The sequence below is a fragment of the Pseudomonas sp. FH4 genome (assembly GCF_000510915.2).
Taxonomy (GTDB): domain Bacteria; phylum Pseudomonadota; class Gammaproteobacteria; order Pseudomonadales; family Pseudomonadaceae; genus Aquipseudomonas; species Aquipseudomonas brenneri.
Genome location: NZ_AOHN01000007.1, coordinates 25,444 through 51,738 on the forward strand (window position 1 = coordinate 25,444; position 26,295 = coordinate 51,738).

Here is a 26,295-nt window from a genome sequence, read left to right on the forward strand (position 1 = left end):
AACGCTGTTAACCGGCAATAAAGCTTACCCGCACCTTGAGCCCTTTCAGCGCACCATCATGCAGGCTGATCTGGGCCAGGTGCGCACGGCAGATTTCCCCGACAATCGCCAACCCCAGCCCCGAACCCGCGCCCTGCTGGTTACGCCGATAGAAGCGCTCGAACACCCGGTCGCGCTCGTCCAGCGGGATGCCCGGGCCATCATCTTCCACTTCCAATACCGCCGGCGCCGTGACCCGCAAAATCACATTGCCACCTGATGGCGTGTGCGCCAGGGCATTATCCACCAGGTTGCTCAACAGCTCGTTCAGCAGGGTCGGCTCACCGCGCAACCACACCGGCTGATCCGCCTCCAACGCCAGCGCCACACCCCGCGCATGCGCCAGGGGCGCCATGGCCATGCCCAGTTCACGGGCCAATTGACTGAGGTCGAGCAACTGCGCGCCACCCTCGGCAATCGCCCGCGCGCCGTTTTCGATACGTGCCAGGGACAGCAACTGATTGGCCAGGTGGGTCAGGCGATCCGTACCTTGCGCCGCCGTTTCCAGGGTGCTGCGCCAGATGGCCGGTTCTTCGGCGCGCAGGCCCAGTTCCAGGCGGGCCTTGAGCGCCGCCAGCGGGGTGCGCAACTCGTGGGATGCATCGGCAATAAACTGGGCCTGGCGCTCGAACTGCCCGCGCAGGCGTTCGGTAAAGTGGTTCAACGCCCGTACCAACGGCCCGAGTTCGTGCTGCACTTCAACCAGCGGCAGCGGCCGCAAATCGTCCGGCTGGCGTTCTTCCACCGCCGTGCGCAAACGTTCCAGCGGACGCAGCGCCGCGCTCACCGCAAACCACACCAGCAGCAAGGCGCCGATGGCCAGCATGCCCAGACGCAACAGGGTGTCGGCCATCAGGCTGCGAGCCATGCTGACACGGGCCTCGTCGGTCTCTGCGACGCGGATTTCTGCCATGCCATTCATGTTCGGCTCCGACACCGCCTTGAGCAAGCTCACCACCCGCACATTCTGCCCCTGGTACTTGGCGTTATAAAAACGCGCCAGGGCCGGGTAATCGTCGGTGCGCGGCGTGCCCGGCGGCGGGCCTGGCAGGTGTTCGTAGCCAGAAATCAGCTTCTGGTGAATATCATTGACCTGATAGTAGATCCGCCCGGCGCTGTCATAGGCGAATGTGTCCAAGGCCACGTAGGGCACATCGGCGCTCAAGGTGCCGTCGCGCTGGGACAGCCCGGCGGCGATGGTCCGCGCCGAAGCCAACAAGGTGCGATCGTAGGCGGTGTCTGCCGCCTCGCGACCATTCCAGTACGCGCTCAGGCCGCTGGCCAGCATCAGCACCACCAACAGCAGCGCCAGGTTCCACAGCAGGCGCCAACGCAGGCTGCTGTGCTTACGCATCGCGGGCTTCCAGCAGGTAGCCAAGGCCGCGGAAGGTAACGATGGCGACCGGCTGGCCGTCGAGTTTCTTACGCAAGCGGTGCACATAGATTTCGATGGCATCGGGGCTGGCTTCTTCATCCAGGCCAAACACCTGGGACGCCAGTTGCTCCTTGCTCATGACCCGGCCAGGCCGGGCGATCAGTGCTTCGAGCACCGCCTGTTCGCGAGAGGTCAACGTCAGCAGTTCACCGCCGAGGGTGAAGCGCCGGGTTTCCACGTCATACACCAGCACACCACAAGTCTGCTGGCGCTCACCGCCCAGCACGCTGCGCCGCAGCAGGGCCTTGACCCTGGCCTCCAGCTCGGTCAATTCAAAGGGTTTGGCCAGGTAGTCATCGGCGCCCAGGTTCAGGCCATGCACCCGATCCTTTACATCACTGCGGGCAGTGAGCATCAACACCGGAAGATTTTTCCCACGGGCCCGCAAGCGCGCCAGCACCTCGAAGCCATCCATGCGCGGCAAGCCCACATCGAGGATCGCCACGGCGTACTCCTCGCTGCTCAAGGCCAGGTCCGCAGCCACGCCATCGTGCAACACATCGACCGTCAACCCGGTGCTCTTGAGCGCCTGGGCAACACTTTCGGCCAGTTGCAGATGGTCTTCGACGAGCAGGACACGCATGGTTTTGTACCTCGTTAAGGGGTGGTCGATACCGCCCTGTGTTTACCAACTCGCGGCGCAGTTTACAGCCGCTGCCTGTGCTGTGAAGCCCGAAAACATTGAAAGGGCGCTGAAAGGTTAGTGAAAGGTTCGCCGATTAGCATCCAGAAACGGATGGTTACACCCTCCGAGCTATTTCACCGATAGCGCCCGAAAAACGCCTCGATGCGTTTTCGCCAAATAAGAACAATAACGGAGTGCACCACGATGCTGTCGACACAGCCCCACGCTTGCCCGCCTGTTCGTTTTTCCCGCCTGACCCAGACCGCCCTCGCCAGTGCCGCAGCCCTTGCCGGCTTTTCGCCGCTTAGCCAGGCTGCCTTCTTTGAAGACAGTAGCGCGACCCTGGAAACCCGCAACATGTACTTCAACCGCGACTTTCGCGACGGCACCAGCGCCCAGCAATCCAAGCGCGACGAATGGGCCCAGGGCTTCATGCTCAATCTGCAATCGGGTTATACCGACGGCACCGTCGGCTTTGGCGTTGACGCGCTGGGTATGCTCGGGGTCAAGCTCGACTCCAGCCCAGACCGCACCGGCAGCGGCCTGCTGCCAACCCACGATGACGGGCGCGCCGCCGACGAGTACTCCAAGCTGGGCCTGACCGGCAAAGTGAAAATCTCTGCCACCGAGTTGAAAATCGGTTCGCTGATCCCTGAGTTGCCAATCCTCAAGGCCAACGACGGGCGCATCCTGCCGCAGACTTTCAACGGTGGCCTGCTGACCTCCAGTGAGTTCAAGAACCTGACGTTCACCGGCGGTCGCCTGGACCAGGCCAAGGACCGCGACGACAGCAACTACGAGGACATCGCCCTCAACAACAAAAATGGTCGCTTCGTCGGCGGGGCCACCGGCAAGCACTTCAACTTCGGTGGTGTGGACTACAAGTTTGCCGACAAGATCACTGGCAGCTACCACTTCGCCCAGCTCGATGATGTGTATCGCCAGCACTTCCTTGGCCTGGTCGCCTCCCGCCCGATGGGCCCTGGCACCTTCGCCACCGACCTGCGCCTGGCGATCAGCGATGACACCGGTAGCGCGCGCGGTGGCAGCATTGATAACAAATCCCTCAACGGCATTTTCAGCTACGCCCTCAACGGCCATAAACTGAGCGCCGGCTACCAGCACATGTCCGGCGACAGCGCGTTCCCGTATGTGGATGGCAGCGACCCGTACCTGGTCAACTTCGTACAGATCAATGACTTTGCCGGCGCCGAAGAACGCTCCTGGCAGGCCCGCTACGATTACGACTTCGCCAAACTGGGGATTCCCGGCCTGAGTTTCATGAGCCGCTACCTGTCCGGCGACAATATCAAACTCAAGAACGGCGACACCGGCAAAGAGTGGGAACGCAACACTGAAATCAAGTACGTAGTGCAAAGCGGTACGTTCAAGGACGTGGCCGTGCGCCTGCGTAACGCCACCTACCGCTCCAATTACTCGGCCCGGGACGCAGATGAAATGCGCGTACTGGTCAGCTACAGCGTCGCACTTTGGTAAACCTGAACGTCACTTCCCCCAATAACAACAATGACGGAGTACCCCATGTCCTCATCACTGCGTAAATTTGCCCTGGCCGCCGGCTGCATGCTGTTTGCCGGCCAATTGCTGGCCGCCGGCGAACCCAAGCGCCCGGAATGCATTGCCCCCGCCTCCCCTGGCGGCGGTTTTGACCTGACTTGCAAGCTGGCGCAAAGCGCGCTGGTCAACGAAAAGCTTTTGACCAAGCCCATGCGTGTGACCTACATGCCGGGCGGCGTGGGCGCGGTGGCCTACAACGCAGTGGTGGCCCAGCGCCCGGCGGATGCCGGTACGTTGGTGGCCTGGTCCAGTGGCTCGCTGCTGAACCTGGCCCAAGGCAAATTTGGTCGTTTCGATGAAACCAACGTGCGCTGGCTGGCGGCGGTTGGCACCAGCTATGGCGCCATCGCGGTGAAAACCGATTCGCCCTACAAGACCCTCGACGATCTGGTCCAGGCACTGAAGAAAGATCCGAGCAAGGTCGTGATTGGTTCCGGCGGCACCGTCGGCAGCCAGGACTGGATGCAAACCGCGCTGATCGCCAAGGCCGCCGGGATCAACCCGCGTGACCTGCGTTATGTGGCGCTCGAAGGTGGCGGCGAAATCGCCACGGCGCTGCTCGGCGGCCACATCCAGGTGGGCAGTACCGACATCTCCGACTCCATGCCGCACATCCAGAGCGGCGATATGCGCCTGCTGGCCGTGTTCGCGGAAAACCGCCTCGACGAACCGGAAATGAAAGACATTCCGACCGCCAAGGAACAAGGCTACGACATCGTGTGGCCAGTGGTGCGCGGTTTCTACCTCGGGCCAAAAGTCAGCGATGAAGACTACGCCTGGTGGAAAGCTGCCTTCGACAAACTGCTGGCCTCCGAAGAGTTCGCCAAGCTGCGTGACCAGCGCGAGCTGTTCCCGTTTGCCATGACCGGCCAGGAGCTGGACACCTACGTGAAAAAACAGGTGGCTGACTACAAAGTGCTGGCCAAAGAGTTCGGCCTGATCCAGTAATCGCCCCCTGTCATGTAATGCCGCTGTAGGAGCGAGCTTGCTCGCAAAGAACGTGAGAGCGCCGCGTCAAACCAGATGAGCCGCGTTTTCGTTGACGTTTTTCGCGAGCAAGCTCGCTCCTACAAAGGTGGCCCTGGAGTTTTCCATGCTCTTACAACGCATTTTCGCTGCCGTGATGTTACTGGCCTGTATCGGCCTGGCGCTGATGGCCTGGCCGTATCAGGCGGCCTTTTCCTACGAGCCCGTAGGGCCTCGGGCCTTCCCGCTGTTGTTGATCGGGCTGATGGGGCTGGCACTGCTCTACATGCTGATTCGCCCACAACCGACCAAACACACCGACGATGAGCCGGCGCTGGACCGCCCGACCCTGATCAAGATCGGGATCTGCGTGGCCCTGCTGCTGGTGTTTGCCGGCACTTTCGAACCCCTGGGCTTCATTCTCAGCAGCATTCTGATTGGTATACCGATGGCTCGGCTGTATGGCGGCCGCTGGTTGCCCAGCGCGGTGATCATCACCTTGATGAGCATCGGTCTTTATCTGCTGTTCGATAAAACCATGGACGTGCCACTGCCCCTCGGTCTGCTCGACGTTCTGGAGAACTGATATGGATACTTTTGGCTATTTGGGCCAGGGTTTCGGCGTCGCGCTGAGCCCCTATAACCTGGTGACCGCACTGTGCGGCACCCTGATCGGCACCGTGGTCGGCCTGTTGCCGGGCCTGGGCCCGATCAACGGCGTGGCCCTGTTGATCCCCATTGCATTTGCCCTGGGCCTGCCGCCGGAATCGGCGCTGATCCTGCTGGCAGCCGTGTACCTGGGCTGCGAATACGGCGGCCGGATCAGCTCGATCCTGCTGAACATCCCGGGCGAAGCCTCCACCGTGATGACCACCCTCGACGGCTACCCGATGGCCCGCAAAGGCATGGCCGGCGTGGCGTTGTCGCTGTCTGCCTGGAGCTCGTTCATCGGTGCGTTTATCGCCACCTGCGGCATGGTGCTGTTCGCTCCACTGCTGGCCAAATGGGCAATTGCCTTCGGCCCGGCGGAATATTTCGTACTGATGGTGTTTGCGATTGTCTGCCTGGGCGGCATGGCCGGTGACAAGCCGCTGAAAACCTTTGTCTCGGCGTTGATCGGCCTGTTCCTTGCCTGCGTGGGCATCGATGCCAACAGCGGTGTATACCGTTTTACCGGCGACAATATTCACCTGACCGACGGCATCCAGTTCGTGGTCCTGGTGCTGGGCCTGTTCTCCATCAGTGAGATCCTCCTGCTCCTGGAAAAAACCCACCGTGGCCAGGAAGCAGTGAAAGCCACCGGGCGCATGATGTTCAACGTCAAGGAAGCCCTGTCGGTGTTGACCGTGAACCTGCGGTGCGGTGTGTCGGGCTTCATCATCGGCGTACTGCCAGGTGCCGGTGCGACCATGGCCTCGGCCGTGGCCTACATGACCGAAAAACGTATCGCAGGCGCCAGCGGCAAATTCGGCCAGGGTGACATGCGCGGCCTGGCCGCCCCGGAAACCGCCATCGGCGCTTCCGTCTGCGGCGCCATGGTGCCGATGCTGACCCTCGGCGTTCCAGGTTCGGGCACCACGGCGGTGATGATCGGCGCACTGTCGCTGTACAACATCACGCCAGGCCCGCTGCTGTTCCAACAGCAACCGGACATCGTCTGGGGCCTGATCGCTTCGTTGTTTATCGCCAACATCATGCTGGTGATCCTCAACATCCCGATGATCCGCATCTTCACCCGCATCCTCGCGGTGCCGAACTGGGCACTGGTGCCGGTGATCGCAATCATCACTGCGATTGGCGTCTACGCCGTACACGCCACCACCTTCGATCTGTTCCTGATGATCGCCATCGGCATCTTCGGCTACATCCTGCGCAAGTTGGACTTCCCGCTGTCGCCACTGCTGCTGGGCTTTATCCTCGGTGGCTTGATGGAGCAGAACCTGCGTCGTGCGTTGTCGATTTCCAATGGTGCACTGGAAATCCTGTGGTCCAGCCCGATCACCTTCGGCGTCTGGGTACTGACCGCCATCATGCTGCTCGTGCCATTGCTGCGCATCTGGCGCAAGCGCTCCCTGCAGCGTCGTGCCGTAGCCGATGTCTGAGGTCACCCTTAGACATTGGTGGGCAACACCGCTGGTCGGCCTGGCCGGCGGTTACCTGGCCAGCCTCGTCGGCTGGCCTTTGCCGTATATGGTCGGCTCGTTGCTGGCGATCATCCTGGTGCGCTGTCTAACGCCTTGGCAGTTGGCTGAGATTCCCGGCGGGCGCAAATGCGGCCAGTGGGTAGTGGGCATCGGCATTGGCCTGCACTTCACCCCAGTGGTGATCGAGCAGGTGATGAGCCACTTTGGCCTGATCTTCTTCGGCGCGCTGGTGACCAGCCTGTCGAGCATTGTCGGTGTGTGGTTGATGCGCCGCAGCGGTGAAGACCGCGCCACCGCGTTTTTCTCAAGCATGCCGGGCGGGTCCGGGGAGATGGTCAACCTGGGCGCGCGCAATGGCGCGGTGCTCAGCCGCGTGGCGGCGGGTCAGAGTCTGCGGGTGTTGCTGGTGGTGCTGTGCGTGCCAGCGATCTTCAAGTACTTGCTGGGTGGTGGCGCACCGCAGTTTCATCCGGCACCCGTCAATTGGGCCTGGCTGGCCTTGTTGTTTCCCGTCGGTGCGCTAGTCGCCTGGGGCTGGCAGCGCCTGCGTCAACCCAACCCCTGGCTGTTCGGGCCGCTGCTGGTCAGTGCCATTGCCAGCATCACCTGGGACTTGCACATCGGTTTACCTGACGGCGGCAGCCAGATTGGCCAGTGGCTGATCGGCAGTGGCCTGGGTTGCCACTTCAACCGGCAGTTCTTCCGCCGGGCGCCAGCCTTCATGGCCCGCACCTTGATCGGCACAGTGCTGACCATGTTGATCGCCACCCTGGCGGCGGTGGGCTTGAGTGCGTTGACGCAGTTGGATCTGCGTTCGCTGACGCTGGGCATGATGCCCGGAGGGATTGCCGAGATGAGTTTGACGGCGGAGACCCTGCAACTGTCGGTGCCGTTGGTGACGGCGATGCAGGTGATGCGGTTGCTGTTTGTGTTGTTCCTGGCGGAGCCGTTGTTTCGCCACTGGAACCGCCAGCCGGACACCGTCTAAAACCTGGCACAACTCTAATGTGGGAGCGGGCTTGCTCCCACATTTTTTGTGTTGGGCCTTAGATGGGCGGCAACCGCCACTCGATCGGCGTCTCGCCATTCTGCTCAAGAAACTTATTGGTCCGGCTGAAGTGCCCGCAGCCCAAAAACCCGCGATACGCCGACAATGGCGACGGATGCACCGAGGTCAGCACCAGGTGCTTGGTCGCATCGATCAGCTTCTGCTTGCCCTGGGCATGGGCGCCCCACAGCAGGAACACCAGGTGTGGCTGATGCTCGCTGACCACCTCGATCACCCGGTCAGTGAAGAACTGCCAGCCCTTGCCCGCATGGGCATTGGCATTGGCGCGCTCCACAGTCATGGTGGTGTTGAGCATCAACACGCCCTGGTCAGCCCAGCTTTGCAGGCAGCCGTGGCTGGGGATGTCGATATTGAGGTCGCGCTTGAGCTCTTTATAGATGTTGACCAACGACGGCGGCGCCGGCACGCCCGGCTGCACCGAGAAACACAGGCCGTGGGCCTGGCCCGGGCCGTGGTAGGGGTCCTGGCCGAGGATCACCACCTTGACCTTGTCCAGCGGCGTGGAGTTGAGCGCATTGAAGATCAACGGGCCCGGCGGGTAGATTTCCTTGCCCGCCGCATGCTCCTGGCGCAGGAACTCGCGCAGCGCGGTCATGTACGGCTGCTCGAACTCCTCGCGCAGGGCGTGTTTCCAGCTCGGTTCGAGTTTGATACGGTCGTCGGAAGTCATCAGAAACACATCATGTAAAAAGAATGGGCGAACCCTAGGAAAGCCCACCCCACTTGTCAATTGATCTGACGCATAACCGGCACTTTCCCACGAAGGGATCATACTCAACGTTCAATTTACCGATTGAGGTCATGATGAATCTGCACTTCGAAGAGCTCACTGGCACAGACGGCGCCCGTATCGGCATCGCCAGCCTGGACGCGGAAAAGTCCCTCAATGCCCTCTCTCTCCCGATGATCCTGGCCCTGAGCGAACGCCTGGACAGTTGGGCCAGGGATCCGCAAATCGTCTGCGTGCTGCTGCGTGGTAACGGCACCAAGGCGTTTTGCGCCGGCGGTGAAGTGCGCAGCCTGGCCCAGGCGTGCCGTGAGCACCCGGGCGAAGTGCCCGCCCTGGCCGCGCAATTTTTTGCCGCCGAGTACCGCCTGGACTACCACCTGCACACCTACCCCAAGCCGCTGATTTGCTGGGGTCATGGCTATGTGCTGGGCGGTGGCATGGGGTTGCTGCAGAGCGCCGCCATCCGCATCGTCACACCGAGCAGCCGCCTGGCCATGCCGGAGATCAGCATCGGCTTGTACCCGGATGTCGGCGCCAGTTGGTTCCTCTCGCGCCTGCCCGGCAAGCTCGGCCTGTTCCTCGGCCTTACCGGCGCCCATATGAATGGTCGCGACGCCCTGGACCTGGGCCTGGCCGACCGTTTCCTGCTGGATGAACAACAGGACGAAATGCTCGAAGGCCTGCTGCAACTCAATTGGCAGGAACAGACGGCGATGCAGCTCAACAGTCTGTTCAAGGCCCTGGCCCAGGAAGCCGCCAGCCAGCAACCCGAAGCACAATGGCTACCGCGACGCCAGCCAATCGACGAATGGCTGGATGTGGGCGATGTGCGCTGCGCCTGGCGCGCCTTGAGCCAACTGCGTGAGCATAGCGACCCGCTGTTCAGCCGGGCTGGCAGGACCCTGAGCGAGGGCTGCCCGCTGACCGCGCACCTGGTGTGGGAACAGATCCGACGGGCACGGCACCTGTCTCTGTCGCAGGTTTTCCAGATGGAGTACACCTTGAGCCTCAATTGCTGTCGGCATCCGGAGTTCAGTGAAGGGGTTCGGGCACGCCTGATCGACAAGGATCAGCAGCCGCACTGGCATTGGCCGGATATCAACCGCATTCCCGAAGCCGTGGTCGAGGCGCACTTTCACAAGGCTTGGGAAGGACGGCATCCGCTGGCAGATCTCTCTGATTTATGACAGACGTGAGTCAACCGGCGGGCCAGGATTTTGGGGGGACGAGGGTGAACGAACAGTTGTCGGGCTGGCTGTCCGTACACACGTAGATTTCCTGGTCAAAAGGCCCGTGGGCCAGCACCCAATGGGTGGAGTCGGTCAGTGACATGCTGGCCAGGGGCTCGGGTGCCTGGAACCTGAGGTTGACCCACTGGTTGTTGGCTGCCTTGTAGGTGCAGTACTCCAAATGGCCTCGCTTGCGCTCCCCGTCCTCGGCAGGGATGAAGACCGCGCCGACAAACGTGTCCAAAAAGCCTGGAAACTCGACCTTGGGGCTTTTCCAATAGCCATTGTCACTTTGAAAATGGTCGGCCTTGCGCTTGATCGCCGAGGGGTATGGGCAACCGAACTCTACGCTGGCGTGAGCGAGTGGGAAAAGCCCGAAGATAAAAACGATAAGCATCCGGCTAATCATGTGTCATTCCGTTGAGCTACTGAGCAATTGCCACTCAGTAGAGTCCTAGAAAGGCACTTAATATAGCTGTTAAATATGACAGCCTGGACAGACGGTCTCCCACAAAAAAACGGCGCATTACGCGCCGTTTCAAGGAAAAGCTGATTTAACGGTGCCCGCCACGACCTGAGCCATGATCGCCACCCCGGCCGTCTCCCCGGCCATGTCCCCTATAGCCCCGGTGATCACCCCAGCCCTGATTGGGATATGGCCGGTAGCCTGCCCTTGGCCCGGCCTGATAGTAACGGGGTGCCGGCTGGTAATAACGCGGCGCCGGGTAATACCGTGGTGGCGGTGCGTAATAGCCGCGCCGGTACTGGTAAGACGGGCCGCCACCGTAGTAATAGACCGGCGCGGGCGTGGTATAGACTTCGGATCGATAGTAGCTGGAGCCTCCACCGTAATAAGGCACGCAGGCAGAAAGGGTCAAGCCGAGCACAGCTGTGATGAGCAATCGACGATACATGGCGGCCTCCTGGACCGCGGAAGAGCACACACCAGCGACGCTGGGAGGCGCCAGACAGCTTTCACTGACTGACAAAGGATCAGACCTCAAAAACCGAATCTGGTGCGACCCCGACATAGATTGATACATCTGTGGCGCAATAAATCGCCCAGGTCTGTATCGTGCCAGGAACACCGGTTTTCACCGGAACCTCGACTGAATGACGCCTGAACCGACCGATGACCACTCCCACACTTTGCCCGGCCTGTGGCGCCCGCAACGACTGCACCCTGGCCGACCCACGTACCGTCGACCAGGCCTGCTGGTGCTACAGCGTCAGTATCGACCCGGCGGTGCTTGAAGCGTTGCCCGAGGCACTGCGCAACAAGGCTTGCCTGTGCCCACGCTGTGCCCAGGTCGATGAACAATTGCGCAGGGCCCAGCCGTAATGCGCGTCGACCGCTTCCTCAGCAACCTGCCCCGCTTCAATCGCCAGCAAGTGCGCCTGCTGCTGGTGGAACGGCGGGTCAAGGTCGACGGCCAAGTGGTCAGCGACCCGCATCATGAGGTGCGCGAATTCAGCCACGTCATGGTGGACAACGACGTCCTGCAAGCAGGGAAACCGGCACGCTACTTTATGCTGCACAAGCCTCAGGGCTGTGTCAGCGCCACCTCGGACCCGCAGCACCGTACCGTCCTTGACCTGCTGGATGAACCGGACAAGGGCGACCTGCATATCGCCGGCCGCCTGGACTTCAACACCACCGGCCTGCTGCTGATCACCAATGACGGTCAGTGGTCGCGGCGCCTGACCCAGCCCCTGACCAAACTGCCCAAGGTCTACTATGTCGAGACCGAGCAGGAGATCGGCCCGCAGTACGCGACAACTTTTGCGCAAGGTCTGTATTTCGCTTTCGAAAACCTCACCACGCAACCGGCAGAGCTGGTAGTCCTTGGCCCCAGAACGGCGCGCCTGGGCATCATTGAAGGGCGTTATCACCAGGTCAAGCGCATGTTCGGGCACTTCGATAACAAAGTGACGCGCCTGCATCGCGAACGCATGGGGCCGCTGGCGCTGGATGAACACCTGGCGCCCGGCCAATATCGACCGCTGACCGAGGCTGAAATCCGTCAGATATGACCGTTCAGCCGATGACCAGCAAAACTTTTGGGTGAAACTTGCGACCTGGCCCGCCTCCTGCTTGAATCAAAACGCCAGCCGCAATCTGACTGGTGAGTCACCCAACCTTCCAAGAAACACATTGCCTGCCCGCACTGCTTGACGTGTGGGCCTTACAGGCAAGTTGCCCGCCATAACAACACCCGTCGGCCAGCTTCAACGGACCGACATGGGCCTCCCTTCCAGGCGTATGCCTACCTGTCACAAAGCTCGTGCAGAGTGATCTGCGCGCACCACCCGCTTGCCAGGAGTCTTATGACATGAGGCCAGAAATCGCTGTGCTGGATATACAGGGTCAGTATCGGGTTTACACGGAGTTCTATCGCGCGGACGCTGCTCAAAAGACCATCATCCTGGTCAACGGCTCCATGGCCACCACTGCGTCTTTCGCCCAGACCGTGAAAAGCCTGTACCCGCAATTCAATGTGGTTTTGTACGACCAGCCCTACGCCGGTCGCTCCAAAGCCCACAACCGCCATGAACAAATGCTGACGAAGGACATTGAAGGCCAGATCCTCCTGGAACTCATCGACCACTTCGCCGCCGAGCATGTGCTGTCCTTTTCCTGGGGCGGCGTCGCCACCCTCGTCGCCTTGTCCCAGCGGCCGCGGCGCGTGGAGAAAGCCGTGATCAGCTCATTCTCCCCAGTGATCAATACGCCCATGCGCGACTACCTGGAACGCGGTGTTGACTACCTCGGCAACCTCGACCGCCACAGCGTTGGGAATCTGGTCAACAGCACCATCGGCAAACACCTGCCGCCGCTGTTCAAGCGCTTCAACTATCGGCATGTCAGCACTTTGGCCGAACATGAATACGGGCAGATGCACTACCACATCAGCCAGGTCCTCAATAGCGACCGCCAGTGCTACCTCAAGGCCGCACGGCAGATCGCCATTCCAGTACTGTTCTTGAATGGCGAGTGGGACGAATACACCAGCGCCGAGGATGCCCGGATATTTGGGCAACATGTGGCAAACAGCAGCTTTGGCACCATCCAGGCCACCGGGCACTTCCTGGACATGGAGCACAAGGCCGCGTGCAATGACAGTCGGCAGGCATTGATGAGCTTTTTGAAACCGGAACAGTCAGTGAGTCGACTGCGGTATCAGCAGGGGCAGACCCTGCACGCACTTGCGATTTGAAAGCGAACCCTGGGTGGGCACGATGCACAAAGACTGCCCAGGGTTGCCTGAAAAATTCGGCTGACGCTCGCAACTTGCACATTTTCCAAAGAAAAACTTCAAATTGCCGCGCACATCTGGTACAAAGTCAGCCGCTTTGAGCGGGTATAGTTTAGTGGCAAAACGAAAGCTTCCCAAGCTTTAGTTGAGGGTTCGATTCCCTCTACCCGCTCCACTTCTGCTTTTCCCTCGTTTTTCCGTATCATCCCCCACGTTTCAACATCAGCGACCAGCCCAGTAAAAACGGGGCTTTCAGCGACCCAACACGTTCCCTCGCATTCCGCCGTTTGTTTTTTCAGCCTGGAATTTCTTGTATAGCGGTTTGTATAGTGGAGTTAGATCGAACCACGCTATACAAATGCCATGAAACGCTCCGATATCAAGTGCCTGCCCTTGGCCGATACGGTGCTGCGGTACAAGAAGCCCAATGGGAAATGGGGCAGTCTGCGGGTTTGGCGGTCAGTCGGGATGTTGCTACATCCGGGCTAACCGCTCTCCTTACATTTCGTACCCATCTCTCGAAGGTACAAATCCCACCACAGAAAAAATCCGAATCAGAATGAGTGTGGACACCGTACTGGCTAAAGGATAGCGTCCAGCTCCGATATTCAATCAGACCATCTGTGAGGGATCACATGGAGCTACTGCTCATCATTGCTGCCGCTTGCATCCTTGCGCTTTTGATTCTTCGATTCAAAGCCGCAAAGATTATTGCCAAGCTGACAGGAGACCTGCGTCAACGGGAAGAAGTGATCGCCCGGCAGCAGCAGGAAAACCTCGATCTGCTAAGTCGAGTCGCAGCCCTGTCAAAGTATCAAACTATTATCGATGCCGAAGAATGGGCCAAGAAACTCATTTCCGAAGCAGAGCTCGAATTGGCAAAAGCCAAACAAGACGCCGCCCTGGAACGCCAAAGCGCCAATCTCTCTGCAAAAACCAGAATCGAGCAGTCCGAAGAAAAGCTGGAGCAAGCTAGGTTGGCTGCTGAACGTATTATCGAGTTGGCCAACAAGCGAGCCGAAGAAATTGCAGGCGAAGCCTATGCAGCGATGAACCGTGCCAAGGAGTTTGCAGAAACCGCCAAAGCAATGAAAAACATCGTCGAGGGTTATGGTGATGCGTATATCGTACCGACCTATAACCTGCTGGATGACCTGGCTGAAGAGTTCGCCTTTACTGACGCCGGGAAAAGGCTTAAAGCTGCCCGCGATGCAACTCGCTCGATGGTCAAATCAGGCAGAGCTGCAACCTGTGATTATGCTGAAGCCAATCGAAAGGGAACCGCGATCCGTTTTGTTATCGATGCCTTCAACGGCAAAGTCGACTCGATCCTCTCAAGAAACAAAGCTGACAACCACGGCAAACTGGAACAGGAAATCCGGGATGCGTTCGCGCTGGTCAACCATAACGGTACAGCCTTCAGAAACGCTCGAATTACTGACGAATACCTTGCCTCCCGGCTTGAAGAACTCAAGTGGGCAGCCACTGCACAAGCACTGAAAGACCAGGAACGAGAAGAACAACGACAGCTGCGCGAACAAATTCGAGAAGAAGAAAAAGCGCGTCGAGAATTTGAACGCGCAATAAAAGACGCCGCGAAAGAAGAAGAAACCATCAAAAAGGCGATGGATAAAGTTCTCCAGCAAGTCGCTACCGCCAACGATGCTCAACGTGCCGAGTACGAGGTAAAACTTCGAGAACTTGAAGCCAAACTCCAAGTTGCCGAGGAAAAGAACCAGCGTGCGCTATCCATGGCTCAGCAGACGAGAGCAGGCCATGTGTATGTGATTTCTAATATTGGATCTTTCGGTGAGGAGGTGTTCAAAATTGGCATGACCCGACGCTTGGAACCCAAGGACCGCATCCGCGAACTCGGCGATGCCAGCGTACCGTTTGAGTTTGACGTGCATGCAATGATCTTCAGTGACGATGCTCCAGGCCTTGAAAAGACCTTACATCGCCACTTCCTGCGTCGCCAGATGAACAAGGTTAATCCACGGAAAGAGTTTTTCCGCTTGGTGCTCACAGAAATTCGCGCCGAATTGGAAAGCCTGGGTGTCGAAACCCATTGGACCATGGCAGCCGATGCACATGAGTTCCGGGAAACTATCCGACTTGAACAGCAGATTCTAGAAAACCCGGTCATTGCGCAGCAGTGGACGCGGCATCAGCTTGAGTTTGAACCTCAGGAAGAACTTGAGGAGGCGCAAGAGGCGGTATAGCAACACTGTCAGGTATGTCGTGGGCATAGCTTGTTGCTCGCACATAATGCTCAGCACCTTGAATTGCATAGTCGCCAGGTCAAGAATGAGTCAAAAATGCCTATTTCTTAATGGCTAACGAAGCTAAAGAACCAATAAAACCCTCCATTAGAATTAAACCAAGGATGACTTTGTGTCACAGCAAAATTTCAACGACAACATCGTAAACTGGACATTTGAAAACTACGCAACACTGGCAAGCTTGGTTAGCGGCATCGCTATCTGCTTGTTAGTTTTTTACATTTATTCACGCTCCGGCTCACTGATATTTCTACGCGATTTAATGTGGCGCTTTTTCGGAGGTTCCACAAAATTTGAAACCGAAGACTACGAAAACATACGAAAAAATCTGAGAGAAGTTGAATACTACCGATTCGAGTTCAACATACCTGCACAGAACTTGGCTGACACCAAACTCGCTGAGGAATGGATCAAGAAAAATGGCTTCTGTCATAGAGATGTTGCAAGGGTAAGAAAATATATAGACTGGAAAGACTTTAACAGCCTCACATTTAAAGAAGCTCTATTTTCTAAATATGCTCAATATATGTTTTTTGGGCTACTCTTCATTTTCTTCTTAATTATCAGCATCTCAGCACCACTTACGAACGCAAAATACCTGATGGTTTCATTGAGAGACGCTCCGGAAGCGCCATCATTTTACCTATCCGAGGGTGATGCTAAATTTAGCTTTTTCAGATCCACTCCAACGCTGACAGAAAAAGAGTGCCAGTCACCGGAATCACTTAAAGAAATTTTCAATAAAAAATTTACAGAAAAAAACATCAACATCATCTGCTCGCTCTTTGACGACAAGAAATACCGCGAGCATGTAAACAATGGGCTCAAGGGGCAACGAGGGCTTCTTCTGACGATCATCGCAACTTCGATTTTCTCCGTATTCTGTATATTAGTGCGAATATCCAGATCAAGTATTGCAAAAAAACTCCATGAAAAAATTCATCCACCCAAAAGAAAAATTTTCAAAAAATAACCCATCCAACTGAATAGCTTTGCGACTCTAACATTACACCGTTAGAGTCGTTTCACCTGATTGATCACACCACAAAACCTATCTAATGCCTTTTCTAGACTACGAGTAGGTTCATATCAGTTAAGCGCAGATCCCCTGCTTTGAGCATTGCGTTCGCTTAACTGATCGGCATTAGGCTCATGAGGCCGGTTTTTTTATGCCTGGGATTTGCCAGTAAAACTCCGTAATACCTCCGTTCTGCAGCCGCGCCCCACGCCCATACACTTCTTGCACCCCTGCCGTTTTTATTGGTGGGTAGAGTGTTGATAATTTTTATTTAGTGGTTATAGTCACCACCAACACACCACAAGGAGGTGATGTGGATAGCCGATATTTAATAGGCCATATCGTTGCAGATGGCTGGTACCTGGCGCGCGTCAGGGGCAGCCATCATCATTTCAAGCACCCAACCAAGCCTGGGCTGGTGACTATTCCCCATCCCAAGAAAGACCTGCTGGACAAGACCGCCAAAAGCATTTTGAAACAGGCCCTGCTCGGTTAAACCGTCCCTGGAGGACAACGAACATGCTGTATCCGATTGCAATTTCAACCGGTGACGACAACCACGCCTGGGGTGTAGAAGTCCCTGACATCCCTGGCTGTTTCTCTGCTGGTGATGATCTGGACGACGCCATGGCCATGGCACGGGAAGCCATAGAGGGTCATTTTGAGCTGCTGGCAGAAGACGGAGCACCGATTCCCAGTGCGCAAAAGGTCACCCTGCATGCGGCCAACCCGCAGTACGCCGGCTGCACCTGGGCCGTGGTCGATATCGATGTCACCAAGTACCTGGGCAAGGCGCAGAAACTCAACATCACGCTGCCTGGCTATTTGCTCAACCGTATTGATGAATACGTGCTGCATCACCCGGAAGAAAAAAGCCGCTCGGGGTTTCTCGCTTCGGCAGCGCTGAAGGTGCTGCAACAAGAGCGATAACACCACCGAATTTGACCGCAAGAAACGTAGTTCGGCCATCAGCGATGAGCGTTAAAGTGCAGGCCTGTCGGTCAATGACCCACTCAACAAGGAGCCCGCTCATGCCATGTGAATACAAACTCATGCCCTCTCCCGTCGGCCAGTTGACCCTGGTAGCCCGCAACGGCAAGCTCGCCGCGATCCTGTGGGAAACCGAGCGCGCCAACCGCGTGCGCCTGGGCGAGTTGGTGGAGGTCAACCACAGCCCGGTGCTGCTGGAAGCCGAGCGGCAGTTGAAAGAGTATTTTGCCGGCACCCGCGACCGTTTCGAGCTGGAGCTGGACTTTGATGGCACCGAGTTCCAGAAAAAAGTCTGGGGCGCGCTATTGACCATTCCCTTCGGTGAAACCCGCAGCTATAGCCAGATCGCCCAGCAGATCGGCAACCCGAAAGCCGTACGGGCGGTGGGTGCGGCCAACGGGCGCAATCCCATTTCGATCGTCGCACCCTGCCATCGGGTAATTGGTGCGTCGGGCGGGCTGACCGGGTTTGCCGGTGGGCTTGTAGCCAAACAGTACTTGCTGACATTGGAGGATGGCGAGGCCACAAGGTCGCTGTTTTGATGGCTATTGCGCAACAGGCTGAAGCTACCGCCCGTTCACCAATGGGCCACGTACAAATGCCTGATAATCGAACAGCGCTTGAAAGCCAAACGAGCGATAAAGTAAGAACCCATCGTTCGATGCCTCAAGAAAACACGTTTGCGCACCCAGGCTCACGGCGTGCGCCAACGCGACCTGGATCAACCGAGTTGCGTAGCCTCTACCGCGAAACTCAATGTGAGTGCCCATATCATTGAGCCGCGCCAGCCCGTCACACATGGACAAGGTTATGGCACTCACCGGCCGCCCCTCCACTGACAGCGCAAAATGATAAAAGCCTTCGCCGCGATCAATTGCAACCTGATGCCTGGCCTGATAACGCGCAACGCCCTCGGCTGTCAGGCCAAACGCACTGCCCAGGGGAGCCGCCCAATCGTCGAGGCTCTGGGTCAAACTGATGGTATCGCTGACAGGTGTTCGGACGGCAGCGGTGAAGCTCTTCAGGTCAAGGACCATTGCGCTGGTCTTTTGCACGAAGATAAAGCCCATCGCCTGTAGGCTTTGCGCCAACTCCTCGACCTTTTCCTGATGAATCACTATCCGTACGGGCAAAACCACGCTGCGGATCAATTGCTCACAGGCGGCCATCCCAACACCCAACGGCTCACTGCCGACCCGGACAAACAACAGGTTCCATTCATTGACGACTTCGTCAGCAAAATAGGCGCTCACACAGGCGTTGAAGCTGCGGTGCAACGGGCAGGTCGCGGAAAAAAAATGGGCTTCGGTCCGGTGGTAAAGCGAATTGACGGTCGTAGGCATCGGCAAGTCCAGGCAAAAAAGCCAGTCTTGCTTCAACGTCTGAGGGTCACTGTCGGCTGTTTCCGAAAGCGACAGTAGAAAGCTGCCACGGGTGATGGGAATTACGACGCAAAAAAACGGCGGCTGGAGTAGTCCAACCACCGTTTCAATACCACAGCCCTCGCAATCAACCGTCGCCGTTACGGCTCTTGCCATAGGACGAAGCCAGCGCCCGGGCTTTTTCCAGACGGGTTTCCAGTTTGGGCAGGGTTTCGTCGACCAGTGCCTTTATTTCGGGAATCTGCGACGCCGCGCCTTCCTGCTTGAACAGCGCGATGGCATCTTCGTTGGCCTTGACCTGCTGGGCCGTGTAGGCGGCGTCAAAGGAGTCGCCATCAGTCAGTTCAGGCATCAGGGTTTCGGCCTTGTCGGCGATCTGCTCGCGAGGTGCCACTGGCAAGTCGAGTTTTTTCGCAATGGCCGCCAAATGTTGATTGGCCAGGGTGCGTTCGTTGATGACCTCGATGGTGTAGTCCTTGATTTCCTGGGACGAGGTCTTGGCGTGGGCCATGCGGCTGGTTTCGATATCGGCCATGCCTTTGGCCGAGGCTTGCTCGATAAACTCGGCAGGCCCTTGGGCCAAGGCATTGCTGGCGCCGAGGCCCAGCAGCATCGCGAAAGTGGCGGTGCGTAACCGGCTAGCCATGCGGCTCATGATGGGTTCCTCCAGGTAATAAATACATGCCGGGGAAAGAACCCCGCCCTGAATCTGAATTTTCAGGGCGGCAAAGGTTTAGAAAAAACTTGTTGGCGCGACGAACGGTCGTCACAGACTCATGACGTTTTACTGCCCATCAAGCCCGGCAACGCATGCGCCAGGGCATTGATGGCGAAGCCGATAAACATCACGCCGCACAGTTTGGTGATCAACACTTCATGACGCTGATACACCGTACGCACTTGCCGGGCACCAACGATGCCGATCAGGATGGCATAGGCCACCAGACCACCGATAAAGCTCAAGACAATCAACCACGGCAGCATGGCCCAGGTCAGCAATTCGGCACGGCTGGACAGCAACGCCGTGAAAGTGGCCACAGCCACCGGATACGCCTTGGGATTGGTCAGGCCAAACAGGATGCCATGCCAGAACGGCTGGCGCGCCGCGCCCTGGGGCGCTTCACTGCTGCGGTTGCGGGTGCGGATTGCACGGATGCCCAGCCAAAACAGGTAGAGAGCACTGAGCACACCCAGCACATCAAATGCGCTGCTGCCGATCTCCCGCGCGCCGACAATCGCGACCAGGGCGGTGCTGCACCACACCACATCGCCCAACAGGTGCCCGCACAGAAAACCTGCGCCGGCCCGGCGGCCACGGGCCGCACCAATGCCAAATACCGCCAGCACACCGGGGCCCGGCGTGATGCCATAAATAAAGCCCGAGGCAATGACGGCAAACAGCAATGATGAAGTCATGGGTTACACGCTCTGACAGAAAATAGGAGGGCCGCGTCGATTGTGCACAATCCACTCGGCACTGCAATGCTAGGCCGCGCGTTTGGCCAGCACGTCCTGCACTTGAGCGATCAGCCAGTGCAAGGCGCCATCCCCACCACGGCGTTTATGCCAGGCCAGTACAAAACCGAAAGACGGGATATGAAACGGCGGTGGCACCACCAGCAGGTGCCGGGGATCGATGTTCAGCAACCCCTGCGAAGAAACAGTAAGAATCAGATCGGTGCCCTGGATCAGCTGCGGGGCAATCCCCCAATGCGGCAGGCTGATTGCCACATGGCGCCGCTCACGGATCGCGGTCAGCGCCCGTTCGATTTCCGGGGTACCACTGCCGCGCATTTCCAGTAGCACATGGGGCCGCGCCAGGTAAGTGGGCAAGTCGAGCGCACCACCGGCAGGCAAGCTGTCGCGGTCGACCAGGCAAGCGTAGTGCTCTTCAAACAACGGCGTGCTGCGCAATTCGCCCGGCAGGTCGGGAAACACGCCGGCCGCCAGGTCGATCTCGCCACTGAGCACCCCTTCTTGCATGCCTTCGCGACTGGCATGGGTGATGGCCAGATCAATCCCCGGTGCCTGCTCACGCAGTGCCCGCACCAACCCAGGCAACAGCAGCGCCGCGCCGTAATCGGACATGGCCAGGCGAAAGGTCCGCCTGGCCGATGCCGGGTCGAAACGGTTCGGCGCCAACAATGACTGCACCTGGGCCAGCGCATCGGCCAGTGGTGCCGCCAACTCCAGCGCGCGGGCGGTAGCGACCAGCCCCCCGCCCTGGCGCACCAGCAACGGGTCGCCGAGCAGATCTCGCAACCGCGCCAGCGCATGGCTCACCGCCGGTTGGCTCAGGTGCAGGCGCTCGGCGGCGCGGGTGACGTGTTGCTCGCTGAGCAGTGCGTCAAGGATCACCAGCAGGTTGAGGTCGATGCGCCGCAAATCATTCATAGCGTGCATATTCAGCATAAGAACTTGGAATTTAAATCTGCGCGACGAATACCGTAGAGTCCAGTAAAACCTTTGGGAGAACGAATATGACGACGTGGCATTGGCTGGGCTTGTTGCTGTTAGCGGTGTTTGCCGGTGCGGTGGTGCCGTTTCAAAGCGCGATTAACGCCAACCTCGGGCGTGGCCTGGGGCATCCCCTGTGGGCGACCCTGGCTTCGCTAACGGTGAGCATCCTGGTGTTATTGCCTGTCATTCTGGCGTTGCGACTGCCGCTGCCAAGCATGGCCTTTATCACCCAGGCCCCAATGTGGATGTGGGCGGGTGGCGCATTTGGGGTGTGCTTTATTGCCTTGGCCCTGATCTTGCTGCCGAAGTTGGGGGCTTCGGGATTTATCGCCCTGGCCATGACTGGACAGATTCTCGCCTCGTTGCTGCTCGACCACTTTGGCCTGTTCGGCCTGGTGGAACGGCACCTCACCGCCCCCCGTTTACTCGGAGTACTGATGTTGATCGGCGGTGTGGCGTTGATTCAGTTCAGTGCCGCGCCAGCCAAGGCATTGGCTGCTGCGGGCTGATCCGTTGCTATCACATACGTTCGGCGGCCAGACGGTGGATGTCGGCGGGTTCGATCACCGCTTGCGGGGCGCCTTGCCGGACCACCGCCAGCATCGCCCGACCCACGCTCTCGGTACTCACGATCCAGGCCGGCCGTACACGGCGAACCAATGACAGCAATGGGCCGAGCAAGGTGTAGAACGCCTGGTAGAGCCGGGTTTTCGAACGCACGCCATGCAGCGGCTGGATGATCCCCGGACGGAACAGGTAAACCGCCTTGAACGGCAGGCGCAGCAAGGCATTCTCGGTCTTGCCCTTGACCCGTGCCCACATCACCTTGCCCTGCTCGGAACTGTCGGTGCCCGTGCCGGACACATAGACAAACGTCATCTGCGGGTTGAGCCGCGCCAGGGTACTGGCAGCGACCAGCGTCAGGTCATAGGTCTGACGGGTGTAAGTCGCCTCATCCATCCCCACCGACGACACCCCCAGACAAAACAAGCAGGCATCAAACCCTTGCAGCAAATGCTCCAGGGGTTGGAAGTCGAACATATCCGCGTGCAACACCTGATGCAGCTTGCCGTGCTCCTGGGTCAACGCCGTGCGCCCCACCGCCACCACTTCCTGCACATCAGCGGCCAGCAGACACTCACGCAACACGCCCTGGCCGACCATGCCGGTGGCGCCGAATAGCAGAACTCTCATAAGGGGGGGCCTCAGTGGCAAGCTTTTAGCTGCAAGCTTCAAGTTAAGAGCAGTACGAGGTGCCCAGATTAACAGCTTGTCATCAGACGCGACGAGCGAATCGCAGAGGCGAAAATGTCGAACACAGGGATAGTGTAACTCATCCCAAACCTTGCACTAAAAATCTGTAGCCGATTACCCACGACAAAAACTCAACTTAGAACCATGGGCATAGGAAACAGCTGACTTTTCATAGAGATTTCATTCCGATAGCTTACGACTCCGAAAGTCAGGACCACTTTTACAAGGACAGTAAACCATGACTACAAACGTCAACATCAATAACTATTCAAACTACAAAAAGCTCATAGCACTCGCTGACCCAGACTGGCAAAGTGCAAAAGCCGGACGAATCAGTGAATTAAATGTAACGGTAAACAGCAACAACTTCCTAACCGATCAGTATAACCGAAACATCCATCACTTCTGCACCACGTCTTATTTAGGCCTCGACTACCACCCCAGCATCCTTAATGGAGCTATTGATGGATTAAAAGATGCGGGAACACTGCGTATAGCCAATTCAAAAAACCGCTGCAAACTGGTATTACTAGAGCAATTTGAAACCGCGCTATCCGAGTTATTCGGTGCAAACTGCCTGAGTACACTTTCGTGTAGTGCCGCCAGCTCTGGAATATTACCTTTGCTCGCCAGCGGTGCTTTTACAAATGACACGCCTCCCGTCATGATCTTCGACAAGTTATCCCACTATTCAATGAATCATCTGAAAGCTGCGTGCGCTGACGAAACAGAGGTAATCACAGCCCCCCCACAACGACATTTCCTTTATAGAAGATCTATGCAAAAAACATAAAAAAGTTGCTTATGTCGCTGATGGCGTTTACAGCATGGGAGGCATTGCCGACATAGAAAGCTTATTATATTTGAAGGCACGCTACGGACTTTTTCTCTACTTGGATGATTCTCACGCGCTGTCCGCAGTAGGGAAGAATGGAGCAGGATTTGTACGCCCGCACTTATCGGCATTAGACGACCAAATTCTGCTGGTGGCTTCCCTCGGAAAGTCATTCGCGGCAGGTGGTGGTTTGGTAATGTTTGGGAGCGAACGCCAAAAGAGTTTAGTGCATCGCTACGGCGGCCCTAGCAACTGGTCCCAAAGCCTGAATTCAGCTGCCATCGGCGCGGGCTTGGCATCAATCAAAATCCACCTTTCAGATGAATTAACTGTCCTTCAGGAAAAGCTTCAGAAAAATATTCGATTATTCGATAGTTTAGTAGAAACAGAGCAAAAGAGATCATTCTCCGCGATACGCTTAGTAGCTTGTGGCGAAGCAACACTGGCCACTCAAATTTCACGAAGACTTGCTGACATTGGTTTTTTTACATCTGCGGTGTTCTTCCCAGTTGTACCGCAAAACAAAGCAGCCATACGTATTACACTTCGTGCGGACATGCCACCTGCCTTGATCCATTCTTTTTGTGAACATCTCAAAGACTTGCTAAAGGAGCACGGAAAGCTTTAATGGTCTGCGTTGACACAACACAACTCTCGCCAACGCGACGCCACCGCCCAAAAAAGAAAATCCTTACCCTTTGAAAAACACCACAACCCTTGCCATAGCCTGCTGCACCGCCTTCCTGTCCCAAGTCGGCATCAGCATTTACCTGCCCGCAGTGCCGGCCATTTCCCAGGCACTGCAGGCCGCCGAGTCCCAGGCCTCGCTGGCCTTGGCGGTGTATCTGGTGGGCATGGCGTTGCCCATGCTGCTATGGGGCAGCCTGGGTGAACGCCTGGGCAGGAAACCGGTGCTGCTGGCGGCATTGGCCCTGTATGCCCTGGCCAGCGCGGCCATCCCCATGGCTCACAACATCGAGACGTTTCTCTCGCTACGGTTCGTCCAGGGCCTGGGGGCTGGTGGCGTTTCGGTGATGGCACGGGTGTTGGTGCGCGATAGTTTCAGCGGTGCATTGTTGGCCAAAGGCCTGTCGTGGCTGGGCATGACCTTCGTGATCGCCCTGGGTATCGGCCAGTTCATTGGCTCGGTATTGCAGGTAGCGTTGGGTTGGGAGGCGATCTTCTACGGCTTGGCATTGGCGGCAATCGGGCTGATTTGCGTACTGCAAGCGGTGGCGTTCCCGGCACGGGTGAAAGCCGATGGGCAAGTTTCTGCATGGCGTATCTACAGCATGATTTTGCAACACCCGGCGTTTCTACGGGCAGCGTTGGCGGGCGGGTTGGGGTATGGCGTGATCATCGCGTTCAATACCTGCGCTCCGCTGATTCTGCAGGGCCGCTTCGAGTGGACTGCCACGCAGTATGGGCTGCTGGGTTGGCCGATCAGCGCGGCCTATCTGGCGGGGGCATTGACGGTCAATCGTTGGGTTGCCCGCAGCGGGCGCCTGTCGATGATGACATGGGGAGTGACATTGGTAGTGGGCGGCAGTTCGGTGATGTTGCTCGCTGGCTGGTTCGCCAGTGATTGGGCCTTGCTGCTGTGGTTGCCTTATTGCGTGGCGGTGTTCGGGCAGTCGATGAGTTACCCCATCAGCCTGTCCCTGGCCAACGACCACTCTCCGGTAGGCGGCTCCTACGCCATGGCCCTAAGTGGCTTTTTGCACCAGTTGATGGCGGCGCTGATTGGTGGCATGGCCAGCTTGCTGGTCAGTCAGCAGGTCTGGCCGTTGGCGGCGTTATGTGTAGCGCTGGCGAGCGGCGCACTGTGGTGCGTCGTCCGGGCCAGGACAGACTAAAACGCGCTGCGGAAAATTTCCTCGATCTGCCGCTGATCCGCCCGCCGTGGGTTGGTCAGGCCGCACGCATCCTTGAGGGCATTGCTTGCCAGCAGCGGGATGTCTTGCAGCTTGGCACCCAACTCACGCAGGCCGGCCGGGATGTCGACATCCTGGGACAGGCAGCGAATCGCCGCGATGGCCGCTTGTGCGCCTTCTTCGGGGCTGAGGTGTTTATCGGTCACGCCCAGGGCGCGGCCGACGTCGCTCAGGCGCGCGGCGCTGACGCTGGCGTTGAAGCTTTGCACGTGGGGCAGCAGCACCGCGTTGCACACGCCGTGGGGCAAGTCGTAGAGGCCGCCCAACTGGTGGGCCATGGCGTGGACAAAACCCAGGGAGGCGTTGTTGAAGGCCATGCCCGCAAGAAATTGCGCATAGGCCATGTTTTCCCGGGCCGCCATATCGCTGCCGTCGCGCACGGCCAGGCGCAGGTTGGCGCTGATCAGTTCGATCGCCTTGATCGCGCATGCATCGGTGATCGGGTTGGCGGCGGTGGAAACATAGGCTTCGATAGCGTGGGTCAGTGCGTCCATGCCGGTGGCGGCGGTCAGGCCCTTGGGCATGGCGACCATCAGCGCCGGGTCGTTGACCGACAGCAACGGTGTGACGTTGCGGTCGACGATGGCCATTTTCACGTGACGGGTTTCGTCGGTGATGATGCAAAAACGCGTCATTTCGCTGGCGGTACCGGCGGTGGTGTTGATCGCCACCAGCGGCAACTGCGGCTTGCTCGATTGGTCGACCCCTTCGTAGTCGCCGATATGCCCGCCATTGGTGGCACACAGGGCGATACCCTTGGCGCAGTCATGGGGCGAACCACCGCCCAGCGACACCACAAAATCGCAGCCACTGGCCTGAAGCAACGCCAGGCCGTTCTCGACATTCTCCACGTTGGGGTTGGGTTTGGCGCCATCGTAGAGCACCGAGTCGATGTCCTGCATCGCCAGTTTCTCGGCAATCATGCTGGCCACGCCCGCCTTGGCCAGGCCGGCGTCGGTGACAATCAGCGCCTTGCGAAAACCGTAGTTGCGGATCGCGCTCATGGCTTCGTCGAGGCAGTCGATGCCCATGATGTTGACGGCGGGAATGAAGAACGTGCTGCTCATG

The 26,295-nt window shown here is 58.1% G+C and carries 27 protein-coding genes, 1 tRNA gene and 1 pseudogene; 18 read left to right on the forward strand and 11 right to left on the reverse strand.

Annotation, left to right across the window (positions count from 1 at the left end; genetic code table 11):
* Positions 1-7: 7 nt before the first annotated feature.
* Positions 8-1,393 (reverse strand): sensor histidine kinase, encoded by a 1,386-nt coding sequence (locus tag H097_RS04965; RefSeq protein WP_032857903.1) that lies wholly within the window; start codon positions 1,391-1,393, stop codon positions 8-10.
* Positions 1,386-2,057 carry a response regulator gene (locus tag H097_RS04970; RefSeq protein WP_029299087.1) on the reverse strand — a complete coding sequence of 224 codons (672 nt, stop codon included), beginning with the start codon at positions 2,055-2,057 and terminating at the stop codon, positions 1,386-1,388. Before H097_RS04970 ends, H097_RS04965 begins: the two co-directional genes overlap by 8 nt.
* Before the next feature lie 246 nt (positions 2,058-2,303).
* On the opposite strand from H097_RS04970, the gene H097_RS04975 reads away from it, so the two are divergent.
* The 5 genes from H097_RS04975 (at position 2,304) to H097_RS04995 (ending at position 7,775) form a co-directional block, all read left to right on the forward strand.
* Entirely contained in the window at positions 2,304-3,596 is a 1,293-nt protein-coding gene (locus H097_RS04975; protein WP_032857906.1) for an OprD family porin, read from the forward strand.
* Positions 3,597-3,683: 87 nt separating this feature from the next.
* Positions 3,684-4,625: a tripartite tricarboxylate transporter substrate binding protein gene (locus H097_RS04980; RefSeq protein ID WP_223232742.1), complete on the forward strand. Its 942-nt coding sequence runs from the start codon at positions 3,684-3,686 to the stop codon at positions 4,623-4,625.
* A 145-nt stretch (positions 4,626-4,770) separates the two neighbouring features.
* Positions 4,771-5,229, forward strand: coding sequence for a tripartite tricarboxylate transporter TctB family protein (locus H097_RS04985; protein WP_032857911.1), 459 nt, complete (start codon positions 4,771-4,773; stop codon positions 5,227-5,229).
* A gap of 1 nt (position 5,230) precedes the next feature.
* Complete coding sequence (locus H097_RS04990) at positions 5,231-6,745, forward strand: tripartite tricarboxylate transporter permease (RefSeq protein WP_032857913.1); 1,515 nt, start codon at positions 5,231-5,233, stop codon at positions 6,743-6,745.
* Positions 6,738-7,775 carry an AbrB family transcriptional regulator gene (locus H097_RS04995; RefSeq protein WP_032857914.1) on the forward strand — a complete coding sequence of 346 codons (1,038 nt, stop codon included), beginning with the start codon at positions 6,738-6,740 and terminating at the stop codon, positions 7,773-7,775. The genes H097_RS04990 and H097_RS04995 overlap by 8 nt, the downstream gene beginning before the upstream one ends.
* A 58-nt stretch (positions 7,776-7,833) precedes the next feature.
* Here H097_RS04995 and ung read toward each other — a convergent pair whose 3' ends face one another.
* A complete protein-coding gene (ung, locus tag H097_RS05000) occupies positions 7,834-8,529 on the reverse strand; it encodes a uracil-DNA glycosylase (protein ID WP_167360827.1) in 696 nt (231 codons plus the stop codon).
* Positions 8,530-8,660: 131 nt separating this feature from the next.
* On the opposite strand from ung, the gene H097_RS05005 reads away from it, so the two are divergent.
* Complete coding sequence (locus H097_RS05005) at positions 8,661-9,773, forward strand: enoyl-CoA hydratase/isomerase family protein (protein ID WP_032857920.1); 1,113 nt, start codon at positions 8,661-8,663, stop codon at positions 9,771-9,773.
* 10 nt (positions 9,774-9,783) lie between these two features.
* Here the strand turns inward: H097_RS05005 and H097_RS05010 are convergent, their stop codons facing one another.
* Both H097_RS05010 and H097_RS28615 read right to left on the reverse strand, forming a co-directional pair.
* Complete coding sequence (locus H097_RS05010; protein WP_162237633.1) at positions 9,784-10,212, reverse strand: DUF3757 domain-containing protein; 429 nt, start codon at positions 10,210-10,212, stop codon at positions 9,784-9,786.
* A gap of 157 nt (positions 10,213-10,369) precedes the next feature.
* Positions 10,370-10,729, reverse strand: coding sequence for a hypothetical protein (locus H097_RS28615; protein ID WP_082445528.1), 360 nt, complete (start codon positions 10,727-10,729; stop codon positions 10,370-10,372).
* Between the two features lie 218 nt (positions 10,730-10,947).
* Between H097_RS28615 and H097_RS05015 the strand changes: the two genes are divergently transcribed.
* From H097_RS05015 to H097_RS05055, 9 genes are all read left to right on the forward strand, one after another.
* Positions 10,948-11,157 carry a cysteine-rich CWC family protein gene (locus H097_RS05015; RefSeq protein ID WP_032857925.1) on the forward strand — a complete coding sequence of 70 codons (210 nt, stop codon included), beginning with the start codon at positions 10,948-10,950 and terminating at the stop codon, positions 11,155-11,157.
* Positions 11,157-11,849: a pseudouridine synthase gene (locus H097_RS05020; RefSeq protein ID WP_032857927.1), complete on the forward strand. Its 693-nt coding sequence runs from the start codon at positions 11,157-11,159 to the stop codon at positions 11,847-11,849. The genes H097_RS05015 and H097_RS05020 overlap by 1 nt, the downstream gene beginning before the upstream one ends.
* A 299-nt stretch (positions 11,850-12,148) precedes the next feature.
* A complete protein-coding gene (locus H097_RS05025; protein WP_032857929.1) occupies positions 12,149-13,033 on the forward strand; it encodes an alpha/beta hydrolase in 885 nt (294 codons plus the stop codon).
* A gap of 140 nt (positions 13,034-13,173) precedes the next feature.
* A tRNA-Gly gene (locus H097_RS05030) sits at positions 13,174-13,247 on the forward strand.
* Positions 13,248-13,707: 460 nt separating this feature from the next.
* Positions 13,708-15,294 carry a DUF4041 domain-containing protein gene (locus H097_RS05035; protein ID WP_032857932.1) on the forward strand — a complete coding sequence of 529 codons (1,587 nt, stop codon included), beginning with the start codon at positions 13,708-13,710 and terminating at the stop codon, positions 15,292-15,294.
* Positions 15,295-15,466: 172 nt separating this feature from the next.
* A complete protein-coding gene (locus H097_RS05040) occupies positions 15,467-16,327 on the forward strand; it encodes a DUF6216 family protein (protein ID WP_032857935.1) in 861 nt (286 codons plus the stop codon).
* A gap of 358 nt (positions 16,328-16,685) precedes the next feature.
* Entirely contained in the window at positions 16,686-16,868 is a 183-nt protein-coding gene (locus H097_RS05045; RefSeq protein ID WP_032857937.1) for a type II toxin-antitoxin system HicA family toxin, read from the forward strand.
* 23 nt (positions 16,869-16,891) lie between these two features.
* Entirely contained in the window at positions 16,892-17,302 is a 411-nt protein-coding gene (locus tag H097_RS05050) for a type II toxin-antitoxin system HicB family antitoxin (RefSeq protein ID WP_032857941.1), read from the forward strand.
* 101 nt (positions 17,303-17,403) lie between these two features.
* Positions 17,404-17,904: a methylated-DNA--[protein]-cysteine S-methyltransferase gene (locus tag H097_RS05055; protein ID WP_032857942.1), complete on the forward strand. Its 501-nt coding sequence runs from the start codon at positions 17,404-17,406 to the stop codon at positions 17,902-17,904.
* Between the two features lie 24 nt (positions 17,905-17,928).
* On the opposite strand, the gene H097_RS05060 is transcribed toward H097_RS05055, so the two are convergent.
* The 4 genes from H097_RS05060 to H097_RS05075 form a co-directional block, all read right to left on the reverse strand.
* Complete coding sequence (locus H097_RS05060; RefSeq protein WP_032858334.1) at positions 17,929-18,705, reverse strand: GNAT family N-acetyltransferase; 777 nt, start codon at positions 18,703-18,705, stop codon at positions 17,929-17,931.
* A 166-nt stretch (positions 18,706-18,871) separates the two neighbouring features.
* A complete protein-coding gene (locus H097_RS05065; protein WP_032857945.1) occupies positions 18,872-19,399 on the reverse strand; it encodes a DUF4142 domain-containing protein in 528 nt (175 codons plus the stop codon).
* A 119-nt stretch (positions 19,400-19,518) separates the two neighbouring features.
* Positions 19,519-20,160, reverse strand: coding sequence for a LysE family translocator (locus H097_RS05070; RefSeq protein WP_032857947.1), 642 nt, complete (start codon positions 20,158-20,160; stop codon positions 19,519-19,521).
* 69 nt (positions 20,161-20,229) lie between these two features.
* Positions 20,230-21,156, reverse strand: a complete 927-nt coding sequence (locus tag H097_RS05075) for a LysR family transcriptional regulator (RefSeq protein WP_032857950.1) — start codon at positions 21,154-21,156, stop codon at positions 20,230-20,232.
* Between the two features lie 68 nt (positions 21,157-21,224).
* Between H097_RS05075 and H097_RS05080 the strand changes: the two genes are divergently transcribed.
* The gene (locus H097_RS05080; RefSeq protein ID WP_032857953.1) at positions 21,225-21,713 is read left to right on the forward strand and encodes a DMT family transporter; all 489 of its coding nucleotides are present in this window, start codon (positions 21,225-21,227) and stop codon (positions 21,711-21,713) included.
* A gap of 10 nt (positions 21,714-21,723) precedes the next feature.
* Here H097_RS05080 and H097_RS05085 read toward each other — a convergent pair whose 3' ends face one another.
* A complete protein-coding gene (locus H097_RS05085) occupies positions 21,724-22,398 on the reverse strand; it encodes an NAD-dependent epimerase/dehydratase family protein (protein ID WP_032857955.1) in 675 nt (224 codons plus the stop codon).
* A 298-nt stretch (positions 22,399-22,696) separates the two neighbouring features.
* Between H097_RS05085 and H097_RS05090 the strand changes: the two are divergent.
* Together H097_RS05090 and H097_RS05095 are read left to right on the forward strand one after the other, a co-directional pair.
* A pseudogene (locus H097_RS05090) lies at positions 22,697-23,921 on the forward strand (aminotransferase class I/II-fold pyridoxal phosphate-dependent enzyme).
* 70 nt (positions 23,922-23,991) lie between these two features.
* A complete protein-coding gene (locus tag H097_RS05095; protein WP_032857957.1) occupies positions 23,992-25,149 on the forward strand; it encodes an MFS transporter in 1,158 nt (385 codons plus the stop codon).
* Here the strand turns inward: H097_RS05095 and yiaY are convergent.
* On the reverse strand, positions 25,146-26,294 hold the full coding sequence (gene yiaY, locus H097_RS05100; RefSeq protein ID WP_032857960.1) for an L-threonine dehydrogenase: 1,149 nt from the start codon (positions 26,292-26,294) through the stop codon (positions 25,146-25,148). The genes H097_RS05095 and yiaY overlap by 4 nt on opposite strands.
* Position 26,295: the final 1 nt, after the last annotated feature.

Bases quoted from the DNA above. Each gene is read 5' to 3' on its own strand.
- H097_RS05085 (WP_032857955.1), bottom strand. From the start codon at position 22,398: ATGAGAGTTCTGCTATTCGGCGCCACCGGCATGGTCGGCCAGGGCGTG.
- H097_RS05065 (WP_032857945.1), bottom strand. From the start codon at position 19,399: ATGAGCCGCATGGCTAGCCGGTTACGCACCGCCACTTTCGCGATGCTG.
- H097_RS04995 (WP_032857914.1), top strand. From the start codon at position 6,738: ATGTCTGAGGTCACCCTTAGACATTGGTGGGCAACACCGCTGGTCGGC.
- H097_RS05015 (WP_032857925.1), top strand. From the start codon at position 10,948: ATGACCACTCCCACACTTTGCCCGGCCTGTGGCGCCCGCAACGACTGC.
- H097_RS04965 (WP_032857903.1), bottom strand. From the start codon at position 1,393: ATGCGTAAGCACAGCAGCCTGCGTTGGCGCCTGCTGTGGAACCTGGCG.
- H097_RS28615 (WP_082445528.1), bottom strand. From the start codon at position 10,729: ATGTATCGTCGATTGCTCATCACAGCTGTGCTCGGCTTGACCCTTTCT.
- H097_RS05050 (WP_032857941.1), top strand. From the start codon at position 16,892: ATGCTGTATCCGATTGCAATTTCAACCGGTGACGACAACCACGCCTGG.
- H097_RS04980 (WP_223232742.1), top strand. From the start codon at position 3,684: ATGCTGTTTGCCGGCCAATTGCTGGCCGCCGGCGAACCCAAGCGCCCG.
- H097_RS04990 (WP_032857913.1), top strand. From the start codon at position 5,231: ATGGATACTTTTGGCTATTTGGGCCAGGGTTTCGGCGTCGCGCTGAGC.
- H097_RS05005 (WP_032857920.1), top strand. From the start codon at position 8,661: ATGAATCTGCACTTCGAAGAGCTCACTGGCACAGACGGCGCCCGTATC.
- H097_RS05070 (WP_032857947.1), bottom strand. From the start codon at position 20,160: ATGACTTCATCATTGCTGTTTGCCGTCATTGCCTCGGGCTTTATTTAT.
- yiaY (WP_032857960.1), bottom strand. From the start codon at position 26,294: ATGAGCAGCACGTTCTTCATTCCCGCCGTCAACATCATGGGCATCGAC.
- H097_RS05080 (WP_032857953.1), top strand. From the start codon at position 21,225: ATGACGACGTGGCATTGGCTGGGCTTGTTGCTGTTAGCGGTGTTTGCC.
- H097_RS05010 (WP_162237633.1), bottom strand. From the start codon at position 10,212: ATGCTTATCGTTTTTATCTTCGGGCTTTTCCCACTCGCTCACGCCAGC.
- H097_RS05025 (WP_032857929.1), top strand. From the start codon at position 12,149: ATGAGGCCAGAAATCGCTGTGCTGGATATACAGGGTCAGTATCGGGTT.
- H097_RS05035 (WP_032857932.1), top strand. From the start codon at position 13,708: ATGGAGCTACTGCTCATCATTGCTGCCGCTTGCATCCTTGCGCTTTTG.
- H097_RS05055 (WP_032857942.1), top strand. From the start codon at position 17,404: ATGCCATGTGAATACAAACTCATGCCCTCTCCCGTCGGCCAGTTGACC.
- H097_RS04970 (WP_029299087.1), bottom strand. From the start codon at position 2,057: ATGCGTGTCCTGCTCGTCGAAGACCATCTGCAACTGGCCGAAAGTGTT.
- H097_RS04975 (WP_032857906.1), top strand. From the start codon at position 2,304: ATGCTGTCGACACAGCCCCACGCTTGCCCGCCTGTTCGTTTTTCCCGC.
- H097_RS05060 (WP_032858334.1), bottom strand. From the start codon at position 18,705: ATGCCTACGACCGTCAATTCGCTTTACCACCGGACCGAAGCCCATTTT.
- H097_RS05020 (WP_032857927.1), top strand. From the start codon at position 11,157: ATGCGCGTCGACCGCTTCCTCAGCAACCTGCCCCGCTTCAATCGCCAG.
- H097_RS04985 (WP_032857911.1), top strand. From the start codon at position 4,771: ATGCTCTTACAACGCATTTTCGCTGCCGTGATGTTACTGGCCTGTATC.
- H097_RS05075 (WP_032857950.1), bottom strand. From the start codon at position 21,156: ATGCTGAATATGCACGCTATGAATGATTTGCGGCGCATCGACCTCAAC.